The organism is Streptomyces sp. NPDC093260, from assembly GCF_040683715.1.
Taxonomy (GTDB): domain Bacteria; phylum Actinomycetota; class Actinomycetes; order Streptomycetales; family Streptomycetaceae; genus Streptomyces; species Streptomyces sennicomposti.
Genome location: NZ_JBFBEK010000045.1, coordinates 19,577 through 39,580 on the forward strand (window position 1 = coordinate 19,577; position 20,004 = coordinate 39,580).

General features: G+C 70.2%; 16 protein-coding genes and 1 pseudogene. 7 read left to right on the forward strand and 10 right to left on the reverse strand.

Going from position 1 to position 20,004, the window contains the following annotated elements:
• Window positions 1–184 precede the first annotated feature (184 nt).
• Together AB0N63_RS34330 and AB0N63_RS34335 are read right to left on the reverse strand one after the other, a co-directional pair.
• Window positions 185–514, reverse strand: coding sequence for a DUF6412 domain-containing protein (locus AB0N63_RS34330; RefSeq protein WP_365535533.1), 330 nt, complete (start codon window positions 512–514; stop codon window positions 185–187).
• A 214-nt stretch (window positions 515–728) separates the two neighbouring features.
• A pseudogene (locus AB0N63_RS34335) lies at window positions 729–851 on the reverse strand (amidohydrolase); the annotation flags it as partial.
• A gap of 65 nt (window positions 852–916) precedes the next feature.
• Between AB0N63_RS34335 and AB0N63_RS34340 the strand changes: the two are divergent.
• Window positions 917–1,948, forward strand: a complete 1,032-nt coding sequence (locus AB0N63_RS34340; RefSeq protein WP_365535535.1) for a tetratricopeptide repeat protein — start codon at window positions 917–919, stop codon at window positions 1,946–1,948.
• A gap of 663 nt (window positions 1,949–2,611) precedes the next feature.
• On the forward strand, window positions 2,612–4,312 hold the full coding sequence (locus tag AB0N63_RS34345) for a DUF262 domain-containing protein (protein ID WP_365535538.1): 1,701 nt from the start codon (window positions 2,612–2,614) through the stop codon (window positions 4,310–4,312).
• 304 nt (window positions 4,313–4,616) lie between these two features.
• On the opposite strand, the gene AB0N63_RS34350 is transcribed toward AB0N63_RS34345, so the two are convergent.
• A complete protein-coding gene (locus tag AB0N63_RS34350) occupies window positions 4,617–5,276 on the reverse strand; it encodes an ATP-binding protein (RefSeq protein ID WP_365535540.1) in 660 nt (219 codons plus the stop codon).
• A gap of 258 nt (window positions 5,277–5,534) precedes the next feature.
• On the opposite strand from AB0N63_RS34350, the gene AB0N63_RS34355 reads away from it, so the two are divergent.
• Both AB0N63_RS34355 and AB0N63_RS34360 read left to right on the forward strand, forming a co-directional pair.
• Complete coding sequence (locus tag AB0N63_RS34355; protein WP_365535542.1) at window positions 5,535–6,380, forward strand: helix-turn-helix transcriptional regulator; 846 nt, start codon at window positions 5,535–5,537, stop codon at window positions 6,378–6,380.
• A complete protein-coding gene (locus tag AB0N63_RS34360) occupies window positions 6,380–6,577 on the forward strand; it encodes a DUF397 domain-containing protein (RefSeq protein ID WP_365535544.1) in 198 nt (65 codons plus the stop codon). Before AB0N63_RS34355 ends, AB0N63_RS34360 begins: the two co-directional genes overlap by 1 nt.
• Window positions 6,578–6,994: 417 nt before the next feature.
• On the opposite strand, the gene AB0N63_RS34365 is transcribed toward AB0N63_RS34360, so the two are convergent.
• The gene (locus AB0N63_RS34365) at window positions 6,995–7,468 is read right to left on the reverse strand and encodes a carboxymuconolactone decarboxylase family protein (protein WP_365535546.1); all 474 of its coding nucleotides are present in this window, start codon (window positions 7,466–7,468) and stop codon (window positions 6,995–6,997) included.
• Between the two features lie 233 nt (window positions 7,469–7,701).
• On the opposite strand from AB0N63_RS34365, the gene AB0N63_RS34370 reads away from it, so the two are divergent.
• Entirely contained in the window at window positions 7,702–8,007 is a 306-nt protein-coding gene (locus tag AB0N63_RS34370) for a hypothetical protein (protein ID WP_365535548.1), read from the forward strand.
• Between the two features lie 221 nt (window positions 8,008–8,228).
• On the forward strand, window positions 8,229–8,747 hold the full coding sequence (locus AB0N63_RS34375) for a DUF6584 family protein (RefSeq protein ID WP_365535549.1): 519 nt from the start codon (window positions 8,229–8,231) through the stop codon (window positions 8,745–8,747).
• A 92-nt stretch (window positions 8,748–8,839) separates the two neighbouring features.
• On the opposite strand, the gene AB0N63_RS34380 is transcribed toward AB0N63_RS34375, so the two are convergent.
• The 6 genes from AB0N63_RS34380 to AB0N63_RS34405 form a co-directional block, all read right to left on the reverse strand.
• Window positions 8,840–10,378: an MFS transporter gene (locus AB0N63_RS34380; RefSeq protein ID WP_365535551.1), complete on the reverse strand. Its 1,539-nt coding sequence runs from the start codon at window positions 10,376–10,378 to the stop codon at window positions 8,840–8,842.
• 164 nt (window positions 10,379–10,542) lie between these two features.
• On the reverse strand, window positions 10,543–11,805 hold the full coding sequence (locus AB0N63_RS34385) for a DUF445 domain-containing protein (protein WP_365535554.1): 1,263 nt from the start codon (window positions 11,803–11,805) through the stop codon (window positions 10,543–10,545).
• 606 nt (window positions 11,806–12,411) lie between these two features.
• Window positions 12,412–13,365: a DUF1707 domain-containing protein gene (locus AB0N63_RS34390; protein ID WP_365535556.1), complete on the reverse strand. Its 954-nt coding sequence runs from the start codon at window positions 13,363–13,365 to the stop codon at window positions 12,412–12,414.
• Window positions 13,366–13,398: 33 nt separating this feature from the next.
• Window positions 13,399–14,376, reverse strand: coding sequence for an ABC transporter ATP-binding protein (locus tag AB0N63_RS34395; protein ID WP_365535559.1), 978 nt, complete (start codon window positions 14,374–14,376; stop codon window positions 13,399–13,401).
• 158 nt (window positions 14,377–14,534) lie between these two features.
• Window positions 14,535–15,401, reverse strand: a complete 867-nt coding sequence (locus tag AB0N63_RS34400; RefSeq protein WP_365535575.1) for an ABC transporter permease — start codon at window positions 15,399–15,401, stop codon at window positions 14,535–14,537.
• 1 nt (window position 15,402) lies between these two features.
• Window positions 15,403–16,203, reverse strand: a complete 801-nt coding sequence (locus tag AB0N63_RS34405) for an ABC-2 family transporter protein (protein ID WP_365535561.1) — start codon at window positions 16,201–16,203, stop codon at window positions 15,403–15,405.
• Between the two features lie 917 nt (window positions 16,204–17,120).
• On the opposite strand from AB0N63_RS34405, the gene AB0N63_RS34410 reads away from it, so the two are divergent.
• Window positions 17,121–19,844: a transglycosylase domain-containing protein gene (locus AB0N63_RS34410; protein WP_365535577.1), complete on the forward strand. Its 2,724-nt coding sequence runs from the start codon at window positions 17,121–17,123 to the stop codon at window positions 19,842–19,844.
• Window positions 19,845–20,004: the final 160 nt, after the last annotated feature.

The window sequence follows — 20,004 nt, forward strand, 5'->3', positions numbered from 1 at the left end:
CGGGGAAACGCGCAAGCGCGAGGGTTCGCGCGATGCGGATGCGGCGGCATGACGACCCACGCGGGGCAGACGGCGGCACGGACGGTACTGGCGGTACCGGCGACCGGCAGGAAACCGGAAGCCGGAAGCCAGGAGAAACCCGAAGGAACCGAGAGGCGGGAAGAAGGAAAGGCGCGCCGATGCCCTACGCGACGACGGTCGTCGTGCGGGCGGCCCCGGGAGCTCGGGGCCGGCGCCGGCCCGCGGCGTCGGGGTCCCGTTGCGGCAGGAAGGCCGTCCGCAGATCGCGGTCGCGGATGGCCGTACGCACCCTGGTGGGCGGCACGACGGGCGCGCAGCGCGCGAGCAGCAGCGCGCAGACGACGAGCGCCGAGGCGGCGGCGGTGGTCGCGGTCGCGGCGAGCGCGACGGCGGCGTGCAGACCGCCCGCGTCGAGCAGGGCGAGCTGGAGGAGGACGAGCGAGAGCAGGAGCAGCGCGGCGGCGGGGCGTACCCCGGCCCGGTGACGGATCACGGCCGACTCCCCCCTCTCTCACGCGAACGCTGCTGGTCTCCCTCTCTTATACAGGCTTCTCCGCGGGACCGGGGCCGCGGGGTGACGTCCGTCATGCCCCGGGACCGGGCCAGGGCGGCGACGGCCCGGGCGCCGACGCCGGTGCCCGGCATGAGCCGGAGGCCGGGTCGGAGAAGGGGCTGTGGTCGACCGGGACGTCCCGCCGGGGCAGGCGGTGGGGCAGGCCGGTCCGCTCGCGCACCGGGCGGGCGTCCACATCGGCGCGGGCCATGACGACCGGCCCGTCGCCGTTGACGAGCACACCGACCGCGCCGACCACGCCGGTCCCGCCGACGCCGGCCTGCCGTCCGCCGGCCAGCGGATACCTCCTTTTTGTCACCGACCGGCGCTACGGTGTCATCCATGCGCCCCGACACGCCCGCCCACGCAGCCGCGAACGCCAACGTCGACCACGCCGCCGAGGCGGCCCGCCTGGAGCGGACCGCCGGCCTGTACCCGCAGGACGCCGAGGCCCTCCTCGTCCAGGCCGCCGCCCACCTGGAACTGTCCGGTGACCGCCCGGCAGCGGCGGCGCTCTACGACCGCCTGCTCGCCTCCCCCGAGCCCCTGGAGAACGCCGCGCTGGTCCGCGCCCTGAAGGCGGCCAACCTGTGGGAGTTCGGCCACGAGGCCGAGGCGAGGGCGATCATCGAGGGCATCCGCACCACCGCCCCGCGCGACCCGGCGCCCTGGGTGATCATCGCGGAGTCCCTGGAGACCCACGACGAGCTGGAGCAGGCGCACAAGACGTTCACGGAGGCGATGGACCTCCTGCTCACGGACGTCCCCGAACCGCCGTACGCCACGCACCCCCTCCTGTACGGCCGCCACCGCGTCCGCCGGATGCTGGGCGCGGCCCACGACGACTGGGACACCCTGGCCGACGCGCTGCACTCGGCCCCGGTCTCCCTGGACGAACTGCACGACCCGAAGCGGGTGTGGTCCCTCGGTTCGGAGAACCCGGCGGAACTGAGGGCGGAGATCACCCGCCTGAACGCGGAACTGGGCGCCTACCGCGAGGCCCTGTCCCGCCCGTTCCCGGTGGCGGTCCTGCACTGGCCGGCGGCCGAACTGACCGAACTCCTCGCGGCGTACCCGGACCTCGCCACGGAGTACCCGACCCATGAGACCCACCTCGCGACGATAGAGGCCTCGCTCCGGGAACTCTCCGCCTCCGGCACCCCGAACCTGGGCATCGTCACCGGCACGGTCCCCTCCTACGAGGCCTTCGCAGCCTCGGAGGCCACGTCCCCCGCGGACCCGACCCTGCTCCCCCAGTACGCGACGACGCTGGCGGCACGCGGCCGCGCGGTGGCGTGGCCGCCGCAGCGCGGGGAGGAGTGCTGGTGCGGGTCGAGGGTGGGGTACGGGAGTTGTCACGGCGCGACCGATTGAAGGAGCGCCGGTCCCGCGCACGGAAGCGCGGGAAGGGAGGGGCAGAACAGACAACCCCGCTCCCAACCACTCATGCCTGGCGCGGCGTTGCCTGTCCATCACTTCGACGGAGCCTGAGAAAAGCTGGTATAGACACAAGTCAGCCCTTTCAGGCAGGGTGTCCTCGTGGCTTTGATCAAAAAATTCGACCCCGTACCCTCTGACACTCAGAGAGTGCATGGCCCCGTGACGTGCGGATTTCGCACCTTCACCGTAGACGGTCGACGCGTTCTACAGCTGGACACCTACGGATCCCCCGAACGACAGATCCTCGACAAGGTCAGTCAAAGCATCCAGCTCGACGCCGACTCAGCTCGCGAGCTCCTCAAAATCATTGAGAAATCGTTCCCCGACCTCACCCGCTAAGGCGAGCCCTCCCGGCGCGCAGGTTCCCTTCGAGCAATTAGAAGGTATCCCATTAGCCTCCTGAGTCGAAGGCTTACGCTCAGGAGGCACCGCCAACGAGCTTAATCCAAGGGTATACGTACACATTCGTCCCGATATGCCGGGATGCCCACCATTCTCCCCTTGGCGGCTACTAGACGTTTGCCGCCTCGCGAACTGAAGACAATGCTCACTACTCGGCTTCCTTCAGCGGGGACGCCAAACCACGCAGGGAGTGAAATGCCTACGATCGCTAACGCCGTTCCAATCGGAACCCTCTTGACCTCCTCCGCTACACCAATCGTGGTTCCCCGCGTTCAGCGTCCGTATAGCTGGGAGACCGGAGAGGCCAAGGAACTCTGGGAAGATATCATTAGTTTTCATGAGCGTTACCCGGGAAAGACCATTAATTCCCGCGAGTACTTCATGGGCGCCCTCGTCGGCCAGGCAGACGAAGAACGCAATGTTGTAGAAATCCTGGACGGGCAACAGCGACTTGCCACACTAACAATTCTCCTCTCCGTCCTCCGGGATAAACTTGCGGAGAAGGACCCCGAAGGGGCTCGAACTATCCAACTGGGCAACATCATCAAATTCGTCCAACTGGGTGCCACCCCCGAGTACCTCCTCACACTGAACAAAGTTGACCGCGTATTCTTCCGTCAGGAAATACAGCAATTCCCAAAAGACGGTCAAGCTGAAACCCGAGTCGCCTCCCATGTTCTCATCAGGAAAGTCAGGGAGTTCTTTGATCAAAAGTTCGACAGGTATGTGGAGCAGGAAGGATTCACGTCGATCGAACTTGCTTACAGACTTCATTCGATCATAATCAACAACCTGAAGGTCGTTTTTATCCACTCGAGCAACTGGGATGACGTATCGGATGTATTTGAGCGACTAAACGACCGAGGTAAGGGTCTTTCTACCCTGAACCTCCTCCGGAACCACGTTCTCTCAATGACTCCAGATCATCAACTCGACGACGTTGAAGATTTCTGGGAGCAGGTTTACGGCTTGTCTCAGTCGTCGTCTAAGGTAGACACCTTCCTTAGGCACGTATGGATCACACACAGAGGGGACGTCAAGAAGCAGTCACTCTTCAAGGAGATCAAGGCTGTGATGGCGACACCGAGCACGAAGGACGACCTTAGGGATCCCTACAAGTTCTCTAAGAGCCTCGCTGCGGATGCTGAACTGTACAAGGCCATCCTCGGGGGAATACACAGTAATTCCGCGTGCTCTCGATGGCTGAAGGCGATCCAAACTCTACAGGCAACATCACTCTTGCCGGCCGCGCTCTCGTGCGTCGATGAATGGGGCACGGCAACTGACCAGGCAGCGCTCCTTCAATCCTTGGTAACTACGTTCGTTCGCTTCAGCGTCATTACGAGTGGCGACTCGTCAAGCCTCGAATCGGCCGTGTACAAGGTTGCCTATGCGGTGCGCAATAAAGCAACGCTAGATGAGGCCCAAAGCATCTTGCGACCGTTGCTTCGCAGTGACGACCAAGTTGAAGAAAACTTCATGGAATTGTCTATCCCAAACGCCAAGTCTGGATATCAGCGCCACCTTCTTACGGAGCTAGAAAACTATTTCAGCACGTCGACCGTTCTTCAGAGCGAAGGGCCCGAGAAGTCTACCGGAGACTCATCGGTTTTGTGGATCGAGCACATCTACCCGCAGCACCCTCATGTCGGATGGGATGCCTGGAAGGGACACGAAGACCTAATCAACCGCTTGGGAAACTTGACACTCGTCCACAAGAAGCTGAACGCCACTGCGAGCAACAAGCCGTTCTCGGTGAAGAAAGAGATCTACCGGGAATCTGGGCTCCACCTCAATGAAGATCTGCGCCGGTACGAAGACTGGTCCCCGAGCTCCCTCAATGAACGGCAACGACGCTTGGCGAAGGCTGCCCTTTGCGCCTGGCCCAGGTTCTAGCATACGCAGATCCCTGGGCGTCCAGACTGAGCTAGCGATTTCTGAAGAGTCACCCCTGAGGCAGACCTTGCATGAAAAGGTCGGCACGTTTTACGGTCGAGGCACTCAGTCTCATGATTGCCGGCTGTCTCCCAGCACCTCGCCCACGACGCTGTGTGGGCGAGGCGTAAGCGAAGGGCATCAGAGCGCGCTTAAACCGCGGACGAGTCCACCACCTTGTTGGGAGCCCAACGCATGATGATTACTGGCTTCCGCAGAGGTGATACGCCATCAGCAGCGCTTAGTGCGGGAGTCTGCACGCCTGTCATGACAAGCGAGACTGCGGAACGTCGTGTCGGCCAATAGCAGGCTCGGCTTCCGCTTCGAAATGGGCCTGCACCCGGTCAAGCACATCGTCCGGGTCCTGGCCGTGCGCATGGAACCAGTGGAGGAGATCGGTCATGACGTCGATCGCCGTCTCCTCCGCAAGCGTCGCGCCCAGTCGGCTGAAGGCGACGCCCTGCTGCGGCATCGTCGCACGGGCGTAGAACCCCAGCATGCCTGCCGCTCGGGCCACGCGATGGGCGGCGGCATGCCCGTTGATATCGGCGGGACTCACGCTGAGCTCGCACCATGTCGACTTTCGCCCGGCTGTGAGGTCGACACCCCAGCGGTCGGCGATGGCGTCGATCAACACCATGCCTCGCCCCGCCTCGGCACCCAGGTCTGCGTCACTCAGAGCCGGAAGGGCTCGGGGATCGGGGTCGTGGACTTCGATGCGCAAGCGCGCGTCAGTCATGGAAACAGCAAGCGTGGCGGGGGTTCCGTGCCCTACGTGCTTGATGACGTTCGCCACCAGCTCACTGACGCACAACTGAGCGGCATCACTGAGCTCCTGCACGTTCCAGAGCTCTAGATGCAGCCGCAGAAGGCGGCGTAGCCCGGCGACTTCCTCCGCCTCTGCCGAGAAGGGCAGGTTCCACACCCGCCTCGCGCTCCCTACTGCGTTACCCATGGGATCACCCATGAGATTGCTCGCTCCGTCACCTACATGGCCGTCGGCGCCCTGTGCGCGCTGTGACTTCATAGCGACTAAGAGTTGCAGTGAAACTCTCAAAATGGAACTCTCACTCGTTGCGCGCAGGAGCACGGCTGCGCGATGCGCGCCCCCGGCGCACACCGTCTTGCCGTTCACTCTCAGGACAGACGACGATCTACCGGATCGACACGAAGGGCTGTGAGCATGGCAGTTGGACCCACCACCCGTAGGCGCCAACTGGGCGCCGACTTGCGGCGACTCCGAGAGCAGAAGGGGTTGACCTTGGAGGAGGCGGGAGCCGCAGTCGGCATCTCCAAGGCGACTCTCAGCCGTTACGAGACGAAGGAAGGCACGGTGAAGTGGCCCGCCGTGGACGCCCTGTGCCGTGAGTACGGGGCCTCAGACGAGGAACGTACGGCGCTCGTCGAGTTGGCCAAGGGTGCCAAGATCCAGGGTTGGTGGCGATCACTCGCCGACTCCATCCCCGAGTCCATGAACCTCATGCTCACCCTCGAAGACGAGGTCGTGCGTGAAGACCATTACGCCTGCATGTACATCCCCGGCCTACTCCAAACCCGGGCCTACGCCGAGGCCGTACACCGGGCTTCGGAGGTGCAGTGCGAGGAGCGCGAGGTCCAACACATGGTCGACATCCGCATGAAGCGACAAGAGTTGCTGGACCGCGAAGAACCCCCGCACATCTGGTGCGTGATCGACGAGGCAGCGGTCCGACGTCAGGTCGGCGGCCGAGAGGTCATGCGTGAACAACTGGGGCACTTGCTCGCCATGTCCCAACGACCGCACGTCACCGTGCAAGTCCTACCCTTCGCGCGTGGCGCGCACGCAGCGGCCGTAGGCAGCTTCGCCGTCCTTCGCGGGCAGGCCCCTGAGCTGGACGTCGTGTACGTAGACCTCATCGGTGGTGGTCTCTTCATGGAAAAGCCGCAGGAATTGGAGCGTTATAGGTTGGCGTTCCAGTATCTCAGCGCACAGGCGCTCGATTTCGAGTCCACGGCTGAGCTCATCGAGCGGATCAGCAAGGAGCCTTGATGACAGCATCGCCCAAGCTTCACTGGTTCAAGTCCTCCTACAGCGGTGGCAGCGGCACCGAGTGCGTGGAGTGCGCATACGCCGACGACGGTGCGCTCATACGCGACTCGAAGCGCCAGGAGGGGCCCGTGGTTCAGGTGCAGGCCAGAACCTGGTGCGCGCTCATCCAGGCCTTGGCGGACAACGAACTCAGGTAAACGTCACCCGAGCGCCCTCACGCCCGGTCGTCGTCCAGGCCCTCGCCGCCGTCGACGACGGTCAGGTCGGCGTGCGTGCCGGTGTACGGGGCGGGGGTGCCGGCGGAGATGTTCTGCACTGCCTGCCCCTACGCCGCAGCGGTCTATTCCGTTTTGGATGACGCCATGCACACATGGAACGCCTTGCCCGGGTTAGGTGGGTGCGGTCGCCGGTCCGGTGGGAACGCGTGGCGGCAGTCCCGGGGAAGGAGCGCGGGATTGCGCGCCGTACAGGGGGGTGCTGGTTGTCGCGACGGTGGAGGCCTGCTGGTCGGCACGTTCGCCGGGCTGTTGCGGTCGGTGCCGCCCTTCCACAAGGGTGCGCTTCTCCCCGCCGCCCTCCCCTATGCGGCGGGCCCGAGGTGGCACCTCGCTCGGTCAGCCGAACATGCCCGGCTGGTAGTCGCCCGCCGGCTGCTGGATGATGACGTTCACGCGGTTGTAGGCGTTGATGAGGGCGATCAGGGAGACCAGCGCGGCGAGTTGGTCCTCGTCATAGTGCTTCGCGGCGTTCTCCCAGGCCTCGTCCGGGACGCCGCCTGCCGCGTCCGCGATGCGGGTGCCCTGTTCGACCAGTTCCAGGGCCGCGCGCTCGGCGTCCGTGAAGACCTTCGCCTCCCGCCACGCGGCCACCAGGTGCAGGCGCTGGGCGGTCTCGCCGGCGTGTGCGGCGTCCTTGGTGTGCATGTCGGTGCAGAAGCCGCAGCCGTTGATCTGGCTGGCGCGGATCTTCACCAGCTCCTGCGTCGCGGCCGGAAGTCCCGAGTCCGAGAGGACCTTGCCCGCGGAGTTGATGTAGCGGAGGAACTTGGCTCCGACGGCGTTCTCGAAGTAGTTGATGCGGGGTTCCATCGTGGGCTCCTCGTCCTTGCTGCGTCGTGGTTGCACAGATACGACGGAGCCCGGCGGCCTTGTGTGACAGCGACGAGGAGGGACGCGGGTGTGACCTGGGTCTCACCCGCAGGTTCTGGCGGGTGCCGGTTCGCGGGGGTGGTCGCAGGGCGTGCCCTTGTGCGGGTTAGCCTCGCTTTGTTCGGCTTCTGTTCGGTGTTCGGCTTCTGTTCGGTGTCTGCGGGAGGCAAATGATGGCGAAGGTTCCTACGGCAGTGGTCGCCGCGAGCGGGCTCGTCGGCGGGTACGGCGTGGCCCGCTGGACCGGGAAGCGGCAGCTGGGCGGGGCCGTGCTGGCCGTCGCCGGGGCCGCCGCCGCACAGCAGTGGCGCCGCCAGGCGGGCGGCAGGGCCGCCGGTGCGCTCACCGCCGCCTACGTCGCCGCGTTCGCCGGATCGCACCCGCTGGCCAAGAAGGTCGGCGCCTGGCCGTCCGTGTTCGGCGTCGCCGGGGCCGTCGCCCTCGCCTCCTGGGCCGTCGCCGACCGACGCGCCGCGTGAGCGATCGCTGTCCGGTGGTCCTCGGTGACGGATGACCGGTGGCCGATGACGGATGGCCGGTCACCCGTGACCGGTGAGCCGGCGCCGAGCGGTCGTCAGGGTCCGGGCGTCGGGGAGCGGGGCGGGTGGTCCGCCGAGGACGGTCCGATGGGCAGCCCCGTTGCCGCTGCGCGGCGAAAACCAGTTCGACGGTGATCGTCGCCGTACCCGATCATTCGTGCATGCCCCTGCGAGACACCCTTGCCCGAGTCGACGCGGACCTGGCCGCCGGCCGGGTGCCCGTCGCGCGCCAGCGCCTGCGCGGGCTCGTGTCGTCCTTCCCGGACGACCTGACCCTGCGCCGGCGCCTGGCCGAGGTGTACCGCCTGTACGGAGAGCCCGCGGAGGCGGGGCGCTGGATGTATCTCGAACAGGACCGGGACGCGGCCGAGACCGCCGCCTTCGAGGCGCGGTACGACACCGCTCCGAAGCGCATGCGGGTACTCGCCTGGCGGGGCCCGGAGTCGCTCGCCGGAACGGCCTTCGCCCGGGAGCAACTGGCCGCGGTGCGGGCGGAGTGCTCCGAGGCCGTGGGACGTCCCGTCGACTGGGACGCGCCTCCCTCCGCCGGGGCGGCGGAGGGCCGTGGGAGGAGCGGCTTCCGTGACTTCCGGACAGGGCTCGGATGTCTGGCGGCGGTCCTCGCGGTCATCCTGTTCTTCGCGATCTGGGTGAACGGACTCGTCGCCCTCTTCGAGTGACCCGGCTGGTCCGGGGCCGAGAGGGGGGCCGCTCGACACCGGCCCCCCTGCCGGGGTGTTCCCGCGGCACGCCCCTGGCCGCCGTCGGCCCCTCAGGCCGCGCTCGACGACGGCGGTGACGGCGGTGTCGCCTCACGGGTGGCGGCGCCGCCTCCTCGCGCCGCCGCGCCCGCCTTCTCCGGCACCGCCGTCAGCGGCGTGGCGATGTCCTCCAGCGAGCGGCGTTCCGCGTTGACCGCGAGGAACGCGGCCACCAGGCCCGCCGCGCACATCAGGCCCGCGCCGATCTGGAAGGCGAGGACCGTGTCGCCGACCTTGCCGGTGCCGGTGAGGTCGGCGAAGAGCATCGGACCGCTGATGCCGCCGGCCGCGGTGCCGAGGGCGTAGAAGAAGGCGATGGACATCGCCCTGGTCTCCATCGGGAAGATCTCCGAGACGGTCAGGTACGCGCTGGAGGCGCCCGCCGAGGCGAAGAACAGCACCGCGCACCAGCACGCCGTCAGCGTCGTCGCGCTCAGCGAGCCGCGGTCGAACAGCCACGCCGTGCCGAAGAGCAGCAGGCCGGAGAGGAGGTAGGTGGAGGAGATCATCACCCGGCGGCCCACCGTGTCGAACAACTTGCCCAGCAGCAGCGGGCCCAGGAAGTTGCCGACCGCGATCACCGCGAAGTAGTAGCCGGTGTGGCCGGAGGGGACGTCGAAGAACTTGGTCAGGATCGCGCCGAAGCCGAAGGTGATGGCGTTGTAGAGGAAGGCCTGGCCGATGAAGAGGGAGAAGCCGAGCACCGCGCGCCTGCGGTAGTCGCCGAAGACCGTGCGGCCGATCTCCAGGAACGAGACGCTGTGGCGCTGGTGGATGGTGATCTCGCCGTGCGGCTCGGGCAGCGGCTTGCCCTGCTCACGCTCGACCTCGCGTTCGATGCCGGACACCACCTCCTCGGCCTCGCCGTCCCGGCCGTGGATCAGCAGCCACCGCGGGCTCTCCGGGACGTGCCGCCGTACCAGCAGGATCACCAGCGCGAGGACGGTGCCGAGCGCGAACGTCAGCCGCCAGCCCACGTTCGCGGCCAGGAAGTCGGTGTCCAGAGCGAGGATCGACAGCAGCGAACCGCCGACCGCGCCGATCCAGAAGCTGCCGTTGATGACGAGGTCGACCCGGCCGCGGTGCTTGGCCGGGATCAGCTCGTCGATCGCGGAGTTGATGGCCGCGTACTCGCCGCCGATGCCGAAGCCGGTCAGGAAGCGGAAGAGGAAGAACCACCAGGCGTCGAAGGAAATCGCCGTCAGGGCCGTGGCGGCCAGGTACACCGCCAGAGTGATCATGAACAGTTTCTTGCGGCCGTAGCGGTCGGTCAGCCGGCCCCAGAACAGGGCGCCGACACAGGCGCCCGCCACGTACAGGGCGGCGGCGACGCCGGTGACCTGCCCGGAGCTGATCGACAGTCCGCTGCCGGGCTCCGACAGCCGGCTGGCGATGTTGCCGACGACCGTGACTTCCAGGCCGTCCAGGATCCACACCGTGCCGAGACCGACGACGATCGTCCAGTGCCAGCGCGACCACGGCAGGCGGTCGAGTCTGGCGGGGATGTTCGTCGTCACGGTACGGCCGGCAGCGGCCTCAGCAGTGGCCATGGGCTCCCTCCTCGTCGAGCGGAACGCCATGCGAGTGCCCCCGAAGCGGCCCGGTCACGCCCCGCGCGCGGTCCGCCCACTCCGCTGCCCTGGCCCGGCCCCGGCCCCGGCCACGCTCCAGGACGGTACGCCCGCACCCCGACCGGGAGCGGGCCCCCGCCGCCCTACGCCCCCAGCAGCCGCGACACCGTGTAGATCAGCAGGCCCGCCAGTGAGCCCACCACCGTGCCGTTGATGCGGATGAACTGCAGGTCGCGGCCGATGTGAGCCTCGATCTTGCGGGTGGTGTGCTCGGCGTCCCAGCCCGCCACCGTGTCGGTGATCAGGGAGGTGATCTCCCGGCGGTACGTCGTCACCACGTACACCGCCGCGCCCTCCACCCAGCGGTCCACCTTGCCCTGCGCCTTGGGGTCCTCCGCCATCCGGTTGCCCAGGGACAGCAGCGAGGCCCGCACGCGCTGCCGCAGCTCGCTGTGCTCGTCCTCCGCCGCGGCGACGATCATCGACCGTACGGCGGTCCAGGCGGAGGCGATCAGGTCCTGGACCTCGCCACGGCCCAGCACCTCCCCCTTGAGCCGCTCGACCCGCGCCCGCGTCTCGCTGTCGGACTGGAGGTCGGCGGCGAAGTCGCCGAGGAAACGGTCGAGCGCCCCGCGCGCGGGGTGGCCCGGCATGTCCCGCATCTCGGTGACGAAGCGCAGCAGTTCCCGGTAGACCCGCTCGCCCACCTTGCGGTCCACGAACCTCGGGGTCCAGCCGGGCGCACCGCCCTGCACGGCGTCCATCACGGAGTCGCCGTGCAGCACCAGCCAGTCGTGCGCACGGGAGACCACCAGGTCCACGACGCGTCTGTGGCCGCCGTCGGCGACGATCCGCTCCAGCATCTTGCCGAGGCCGGGCGCGACCTCCTGCACCGCCGCCCGGCGGGTGATCGCCTCGCCGACCACCGCCTGGACGTCGGAGTCGCGCAGCACGGTGAGCGCGCCGCGCAGCGCCGTGGCCAACTCCGCGGTCACCCGGTCGGCGTGCTCCGGACGGGCGAGCCAGACGCCCAGCCGGCTGCCGATGCCGACCGCGCGCAGCCGCTGGCGCACGACGTCCTCGGAGAGGAAGTTCTCGCCGACGAACTCGCCCAGCGAGACGCCGAGCTGGTCCTTCTTGGTCGGGATGATCGCGGTGTGCGGGATGGGCAGGCCGAGCGGGTGGCGGAAGAGGGCGGTGACCGCGAACCAGTCGGCCAGCGCGCCCACCATGCCCGCCTCGGCGGCCGCCGCGACATAGCCCGCCCAGGCGCCGGCGCCGCTGTGCTGGGCGACCTTGGCGAGGACGTAGACCACCGCCACGAACAGCAGCAGCCCGGTCGCGGTCAGCTTCATCCGGCGCACTCCGCGCCGGCGCTCCTCGTCGGCGGGGCTGAACACGGTCATCGCGCGGCGGGAGGCCGCCCCCGCGTCCGCCGCGCCCGCACCGCCCTCCGGGCCGGACCCGAGGCCGTCCGGGCCGGACCCCAGGCCGTACGGTCCGGGCCCCGAGCCGCGCCCGTCGGGCTCCGGTGCCGGTACGGCGGTCGCCCCCGTGCGCCGGCCGGGCCGCGCCGTCTCCGGGCGGTCCGGGCCAGGGCCGGCCTGTGTCCTTCGTTCCATCCGCTCCACCCGTTCCGCGTTCCCGCACACGTCCCGCGTACGTCTGCGCCCAATTGTCCCCACCCGACCTACTCCCGGAACGGAACAGGAGTTCCCGGTATCACCCGGAAGAGGCGCGGGAGGGGCAAGGAAGGGGCAGACGAAAGGGCGGATACCGGAGGAAAAGGGCAGAGGGAGCCGGAGTCACGAGAGGGAGGACCGAGGGGACCCCGCCCAGGGCGTGTTCCGAAAGCGGCGCTGTCCGCCCGAAGGGCGGGCCCCGCGGCGTCTGGCGCGTGTGACCGCAAGGCGGAGGGTCGCCCTCGTACTGAGCGTACCTGGACGATGTCGGCGACGCGGCGAGCGCGCGTGCCAGGCGTCGCGGGGCAGGCGGGGCTCTCGAAACGCGCCCTAGTGGTGCCTGCCGCCGCGCCGGCCGCGGTCCTCCCAGCGGTCCCGCTGGCGCTCCCGCCGCTCCCACCGCTCCTCGCGCCGTTCGCGGTGCTCCTCCAGGCGCTCCTCGATACGGTCGCGGTGCTCGTCCAGACGGCGTTCGAGACGCTCGCGGTGCTGGTCCCAGCGGTCCTCGTGGCGCCCCGCGTGCAGTTCGCGGCGGTCGGCCCGGCGCTCCAGCTTCTCCTGGCGGCGGGCCTCCTTCTGCGCCTGCCGCTCGGCGCGGGTGAGCTTGCGCTCGACGCCCACACCGCCCCAGAACGCGAAACCGGAGACGATCACGCGCGGAGCGCCCGGCTCCCCCGGCACGCCTTCCTCGCGGTGGTCGAAGCCGCCCATGACGCCGATGCCGCGCACGACGACCTCCACGCCGGGCGGCACGATCACGTTCACCCCGCCCATGACCGCCACGCAGTTGATCACGACCTCGCGGTCGGCGAAGTTCGCCTCGCGCAGATCGATCTCACCGCCGCCCCAGAAGGCGACGCAGTTGAACTGCCTCGGCACGGTCCAGGCGCCCCTGCGCTGGAAGCCGGACATCACGGCGACCGCCCACGACGACGAGCCCTCGCCGCCGGTGATCCGGCTCAGCCAACTCCCGCCGCGCACCGGCTCCTTGAGGAGCGAGACCGGCTGGACCACGGGGGCTGTCACGGCGCCGGCGGCCGGCAGGTCGCTGGTGATCGGCGCCAGCTCCCCGTAGGTGCGCGCGCTGTACGTCGCCTCCAGCCGCTCCTCGAACTCCGCCATGTCCAGGCGTCCTTCGGCGAGCGCGTCCCGCAGGATCTCGGCGACTCGTTCACGGTCGGCGTCGGAGGCGCGCAACTGCTGGGGATCGGGCCGGGCGGCCGGCGGCGCCGGACGCCGCTGGTCGCCTCCCTCGGAGGACGCGGAGGACACGGCATCGGTCATGCACAGCAGCCTACGAGTTCACCGCGCCTCAGGCTACGAGACCGCGCCCTCGGCCGCGCTCGGGGCCGGACGGCCGTACATCCGGGCGATCACGGCCTCGATGTCCGGCTCGCGCACCGACAGGTCCACCAGCGGACAGCGCTCGGCGATCAGCGCCACCAGCGGGGCCGCCGAACTGCCCGCCGGGAAGGCCAGCCACTGCCGCGGCCCCTCCACCCGCACCACGCGCGCCGACGGCAGCTCGATCGGCGGCAGTTCCCGCTCCAGGTCCACCACCAGGGTCCGTTCGCTCTCGCCCGCCTCGTGCAGCCCGGTCAGCGGGCCGTCGTACATCAGGCGGCCGTGGTCGATGACCATCACGCGCGAGCACAGCTGCTCGATGTCCTGGAGGTCGTGGGTGGTGAGCAGCACCGTCGTGCCGCGCTCGGCGTTCAGGTCCCGCAGGAAGCCGCGGACCTTGGCCTTGCTGATCACGTCCAGGCCGATGGTCGGCTCGTCGAGGTAGAGCACCTCCGGGTCGTGCAGCAGGGCCGCCGCGATGTCGCCGCGCATCCGCTGGCCCAGCGAGAGCTGCCGCACCGGCACGTCCAGCAGGTCGGCCAGTTCGAGGAGTTGGACGCAGCGGTCGAGGTTCTCGCGGTAACGGGCGTCGGGGATGCGGTACATGCGGTGCATCAGCCGGTAGGAGTCGATCAGCGGCAGGTCCCACCACAGGGTCGTACGCTGCCCGAACACCACGCCGATGCGCTGCGCGAGCCGGGTCCGCTCCCGCGAGGGGTCGATGCCCGCCACGCGCAGCCGGCCGCCGCTCGGGGTGAGGATGCCGGTGAGCATCTTGATCGTCGTGGACTTGCCCGCGCCGTTCGGCCCGATGTAGCCGACCATCTCGCCACGCGCCACGGTGAACGAGAGCGCGTCGACCGCACGCACCTGCCGCCGCTCGCTCCTGAGGAACCCGGTCCTCTTGCGCACGTCGAAGACCTTCTCGACCCGGTCCAGCTCGATGAACACCCCGCCGGACGCCCCGTCGGCGCCCCCCCTTCCGAGTCCGTTCCCCTCGAGACGGCCCTCCCCGAGCCCGTCCCGTCCAAAGCGGCGCTCCCCTGTGGTCCCCTCTCCGGGCCCGCCGTCCCGTTCCTCCGTCGGCCTGTCCATCGGCATACGCCCCTTCAGCTTCCCGTGCTCCGGTACGACCGCAGGCCGGCCCGCCAGGCGAGGCCCGCCAGCGCGCAGCAGGCCGCCGCGACCAGCGGCGAGGCGAACGCCGTCCAGGCCGGCAGCCCCAGCGGATACGGCCGCCCGAGCACGTACGCGGCGGGCAGCCAGTTGACGAAGGCCAGCGGCAGGACGTACGTCACCCCGCGCACCAGCTCCTTGGCGAACACGGTCGGCGGGTACTGCAACAGCGTGGTCCCGCCGTACGTGAACGCGTTCTGCACCTCGGAGGCGTCCTGCGCGGCGAACTGGAAGGCCGCCCCGGCGACGAACACCGCGCAGAAGATCCCGCCGCCGCTCAGCAGCATCACCGGCATCAGCAGCAGCTTGGGCAGCGTCCAGTGCAGGTCGAGGCCGGACAGCGCGTAGCCCGTCACCAGCAGGCCCTGGGTGACCCGGCCCAGCCGGCGCAGCGCGAAACGGTCCGCAGCGACCTGCGCGAGCACCGGCGCCGGGCGCACCAGCAGCGTGTCCAGCGTGCCGTCGCGCACCCGCCGCCCCAGCCGGTCCATCGACCCGATCGCCAGGTCGGCCAGGCCGAAGGAGACGGTGGTCAGCCCGTACAGGAAAGCCACCTCGGGCAGGCTGTAGCCGCCGAGCGCGTCCACCCGCGAGAACATCAGCAGGATCGCCACGAAGTCGAGCCCGGTCGCCGCGAAGTTCCCGAACGTGGTCATCAGGAACGAGGCCCGGTAGGCCATCGTGGAGCGGATCCACATGGCGGCGATCAGCCGGTACGCCCGCAGGCCCTCGCGCAGCCGCCCGCGTTGCTCCGCCCGGGTGACGCCGGGCCGGTCGGCGAGGCCGGGCAGGTCGGTCACGTCAGCCACCCTGCACCACCACCCGCCGTGTCGCCAGCGACTGCACCAGCCGCCCGGCCGCCAGCAGCGCCACCGCCCACGCGCCCTGGAAGGCGTACGTGGCGAGCGGGTCCGCGTGACCGAGCAGCACGTCCGCCGGGGCCTGGAGCATCGACGACCAGGGCAGCGCCCGCACCGTCTCGCCCAGGGCGCCCGGGAAGACGTTCAGCGGCAGCAGCATCCCCGAGCAGAAGAACCCGGCCAGCCACGCCATCTGCACCACACCCGCCCCGTCCAGCAGCCAGAACGCGCTCAGCGCCACCAGGAAGCGGATACCGAAGCTCACCAGCATCGCCAACGGCAGCGTGGCCGCGAACGCCAGCCAGGTCACCGGGTCCGAGGGCAGCGCGGCCGGGAAGAACAGCGCGCCGAACACGAACGGGACCACTCCGCGTCCCACCAGCTGGAACACGGCCCGGCCCAGGTCGGCCGAGAGCCACCACAGCTGGAGGTCGGCCGGCCGGTAGAGGTCTACGGCGATGTCCCCCGTACGGATGCGCTCCATCAGCTCGTCCTCGACACCGCCCCCGCCGATCGCGAGCGTCGACAGGAACGCCTGCCCCAGCCAGACGAAGGTGACGGCCTGGGTGCGGTCGTAGCCTCCGAGGTGCGGCCGGGCGTCCCAGAGCGCGAGGTAGGTGTACACGAGGATCAGGCCGAAGACCGTGTTGGTGAACACCCCGGCCAACGTGGCCGCACGATAGGTCGCGTACCGTCTGAATCCCCCCGCCGCGACGGCCGCGTACAACCGCCCAGCGCCCACGTCACGCCTCCCGAAGGTCCACCGACACGAAGCGCAGGAGCCTAGTGCGCACGCGGCGTGACGTGCCACGCATTTTCCGGACCAGATGCCCGGGAACGGGAACGGAACGCGCGGTGCGTGAGTCTTCATCCGGGGGCGCAGAAGCGCATGAGGGCGTACGGCGACGTACGACGTGAAAACAGGAGTCCGTGCACGACATGAGCGACGAGCCGCAGCCGAAGGCCAAGGCACAGCCCGGGGCCGAGGAGGCGCAGCCGCAGCCGCAGCCGGGATCGTCCGAGCCGGAGGCTCGGGCGCAGGGCGACGGCCAGGGCCAGGAACGTGACCGCCGGGGCGGGGACGGGGGCCGGGGCCGTGAACGGGGTCGGACGCGGGGTCCGGCCGAGGACCGGCCCCTGACCGAACCGCCGTCGGCGTCGGCGTCGGCGGGACGGTCCGGGGGGCGCGCCGAGGACCGGGCGGCCGCCGAGGACGAGGGCCGGGCGGAGACGAAGGCCCTCCCCCAGGCCCAGGACCGGCAGGCCCGGCCGGAGACCGAGGGTCAGGGCAGGGCCGGACAGCCGCAGGGTCTGGGCCGGAGTCAGGGACCGGATCAGGGCCAGGGCCAGGGTCCGGATCAGGACAGGAGGCGGCTGCCGCAGCGGAAGCCGCATACCGCGCCGGGCGCCGACCCGGGCGCCCCGCAGGGGTCCGGCCCCGGTACGCGGACCGCGACCGGCGGCATCACCTGGGGCGCGAACGCCTCCGGCGGCCGGGGCCCGGCGGGACGCACCCCGGACGACCCGGCCGCGGGCACCGGCACCGGCGCGGCCGGACGCCCCGGCGGCCCGGCGGCGGGCGAGGGCACCGGCGCGACGCGCCGCACGCCCGGCACGCCGGCGGACCGCCCGGCAGGTACGGCAGGCGCGGCCGGTTCGATCGGCGCGGCTCGTGCGGCCCGCGCGGCCCGTGCGGCGGGCGCGGCTCGTGCCGCCGGCGCGGCCGGTGCGGCGGCGGGCGCGGGCGCCACGGGCACCGGACCGGCCGGCCCCACCGCCCACGCCGACGGAGCCCATCCCACCGGAGGCGCCACCGAAGCCCCCGGCAGCGGCTCCACGGCCGACCCCACCGGAGGCCCCACCGGGCGCCGCCCCAAAAACCCCGCCGGCCCCGTCGACGCCCCCACCACCCAGCTCGCCGCGGCCTCCCCGCGCGCCACCCCGGCCGCCGCCGCGGCGGCCGACCGCACCGCCGCGACCCCCGAGGCCGCCCCCGGCGACGACAAGAAGGCCAGGAAGGCCGCCAAGAAGGCCAAGCGGAAGCGGACCGGGTGGCGGCGGCTGCTGCCGACCTGGCGGATGGTGCTCGGCGGTGTCCTCACCGTCGCGCTGCTGGTCATCGGCGCGTTCTTCGTCGGCTACTCGCTGGTCGAGATCCCGTCCGCGAACGCCCTGGCGATGAAGCAGGCCAACGTCTACCTGTACGCGGACGGCACCGAGATCGCCCGCGACGGCGACATCAACCGGGAGAACGTCGCCCTCGCCCAGGTCTCCAAGGACGCCCAGCACGCCGTACTGGCGGCCGAGGACCGCGACTTCTACACCGAGTCCGCCGTCGACCCGAAGGCGATGCTGCGGGCCGGCTGGAACACCGCGACCGGCAAGGGCAAGCAGTCCGGCTCGACGATCACCCAGCAGTACGTGAAGAACTACTACCTGGGGCAGGAGCAGACCGTCACCCGCAAGGTGAAGGAGTTCTTCATCTCGATCAAGCTGGACCGCACGGAGTCCAAGGACGAGATCCTCGAGGGCTACCTCAACACCAGCTACTTCGGCCGCAACGCCTACGGCATCCAGGCCGCCGCACAGGCGTACTACGGCGTCAAGGCCAAGGACCTCGACCCGGCCCGCGCCGCCTACCTCGCCGCGCTGGTCAACGCGCCCAGCGAGTACGACGTCGTCGCGCACCCGGAGAACAAGTCGGCCGCCCTGGCCCGCTGGAACTACGTCCTGGACGGCATGGTCAAGCAGGGCTGGCTCGGCGCCTCCGAGCGGGCCGGGATCAAGTTCCCGACGCCCAAGGACGCCACCGTGCCCACCGGGATGTCCGGGCAGCGCGGCTACCTCGTGCGCGCGGTGAAGGACTACCTCGCCAAGAACCAGATCCTCACCGAGGACGAGCTGGCCTCGGGCGGCTACCGGATCACGACGACCCTGCAGAAGAGCAAGCAGGACGCGTTCGTGAAGGCCGTCGACGACCAGCTGATGAGCAAGCTCGACAAGAAGAACCGCAAGGTGGACACCTACGTCCGCGCGGGCGGCGCCGCCATCGACCCGAAGACCGGCGAACTCGTGGCCATGTACGGCGGCATCGACTACGTCAAGCAGTACACGAACAACGCCACCCGCCGGGACTTCCAGGCCGGCTCCACCTTCAAGCCGTTCGTGTTCACCGCCGCCGTACAGAACGACGCCCGCACGACGGACGGCCGCACCATCACCCCCAACACCCTCTACGACGGCACCAACAAGCGCCCCGTGCAGGGCTGGACCGGCGGCTCCTACGCCCCCGAGAACGAGGACCAGCGCTCCTACGGCGACATCACCGTGCGCGAGGCCACCGACAAGTCGGTCAACGCGGTGTACGCGCAGATGGCCGTGGACGTCGGCTCCGACAAGGTGAAGCAGACCGCGGTCGCCCTCGGCGTCCCGGCCGACACCCCGGAACTGGTCAGCAGCCCGTCCATCGCGCTCGGCGTGGCCCGGGCCAGCGTGGTCGACATGACCCAGGCGTACGCGACCCTCGCCAACCACGGCAAGCACGGCGTCTACACGATGATCAAGAAGATCACCAAGGACGGCGCCAACGCCGTGAAGCTGCCCCAGGACACCGAGACGCAGGCCGTCAGCCGGCAGGCCGCCGACACCACGACCTCCGTGCTCCAGAGCGTCGTCCAGAACGGCACCGGCGCGCCCGCGCAGGCGATCGGGCGGCCCGCCGCCGCCAAGACCGGCACCGCCGAGGAGGACACCGCCGCCTGGTTCGCCGGGTACACGCCCGACCTCGCCACCGTGGTCTCGGTGATGGGCCAGGACCCCGACACCGCCGCGCACAGGTCGCTGTACGGGGCGATGGGCCTGGACCGCGTCAACGGCAGCGGGGCGCCCGGCAGCATCTGGGCGCAGTTCATGGGCGACGCCCTCAAGGGCACCCCGGCCAGCGACTTCGACCTGAGCCTCCAGCCGGGCGCGGACGTCTCCCAGGCGCCGCCGAGCGACAGCGCGACCGAGCCGGGCGACAGCGGTCAGAGCGACAGCGCCAGCCCGAGCACGAGCCCCGGCCAGGACACCCAGGGCCAGGGACGGACCGGAGGCCAGACGCAGGGGCAGACCCAGGGCCAGACCGGCGGCACCCCGGGCACCACCACCCCCGGCACCACGACCACGGGCGGCGCGGGCGGCGGCACTCCGACGACCGACGGCGGCGCGGGCGCGGGCGGCGCGGGCGGCAACTCGCCCTCCGGCGGCGGTGACGGCGGCGGAGGCGACACCGGCGGCGCGGGCGGCGGCACCGGCGGGACGCCCGGCACGGGCGGCGCCGACGGGGCCGGCGGCGCGACGGGCGACGGCACCGCGGCGGGCCCCGGCCCGGGAGCGCTGTAGCTCCGGACGAGAGCGGTCCCGGGGGGCCGGCGCCCGGCGGCCCCCGGCCCCCCGGACCCCCCCAAACGCCGGGCGGGGCCCCCCGGGCCCCCCCACCCCCCGGTGTTTCACGGCGGCGGGCATCCCCAGTAGGCCCTAACGGGTTTAGTACAGTAAGAAG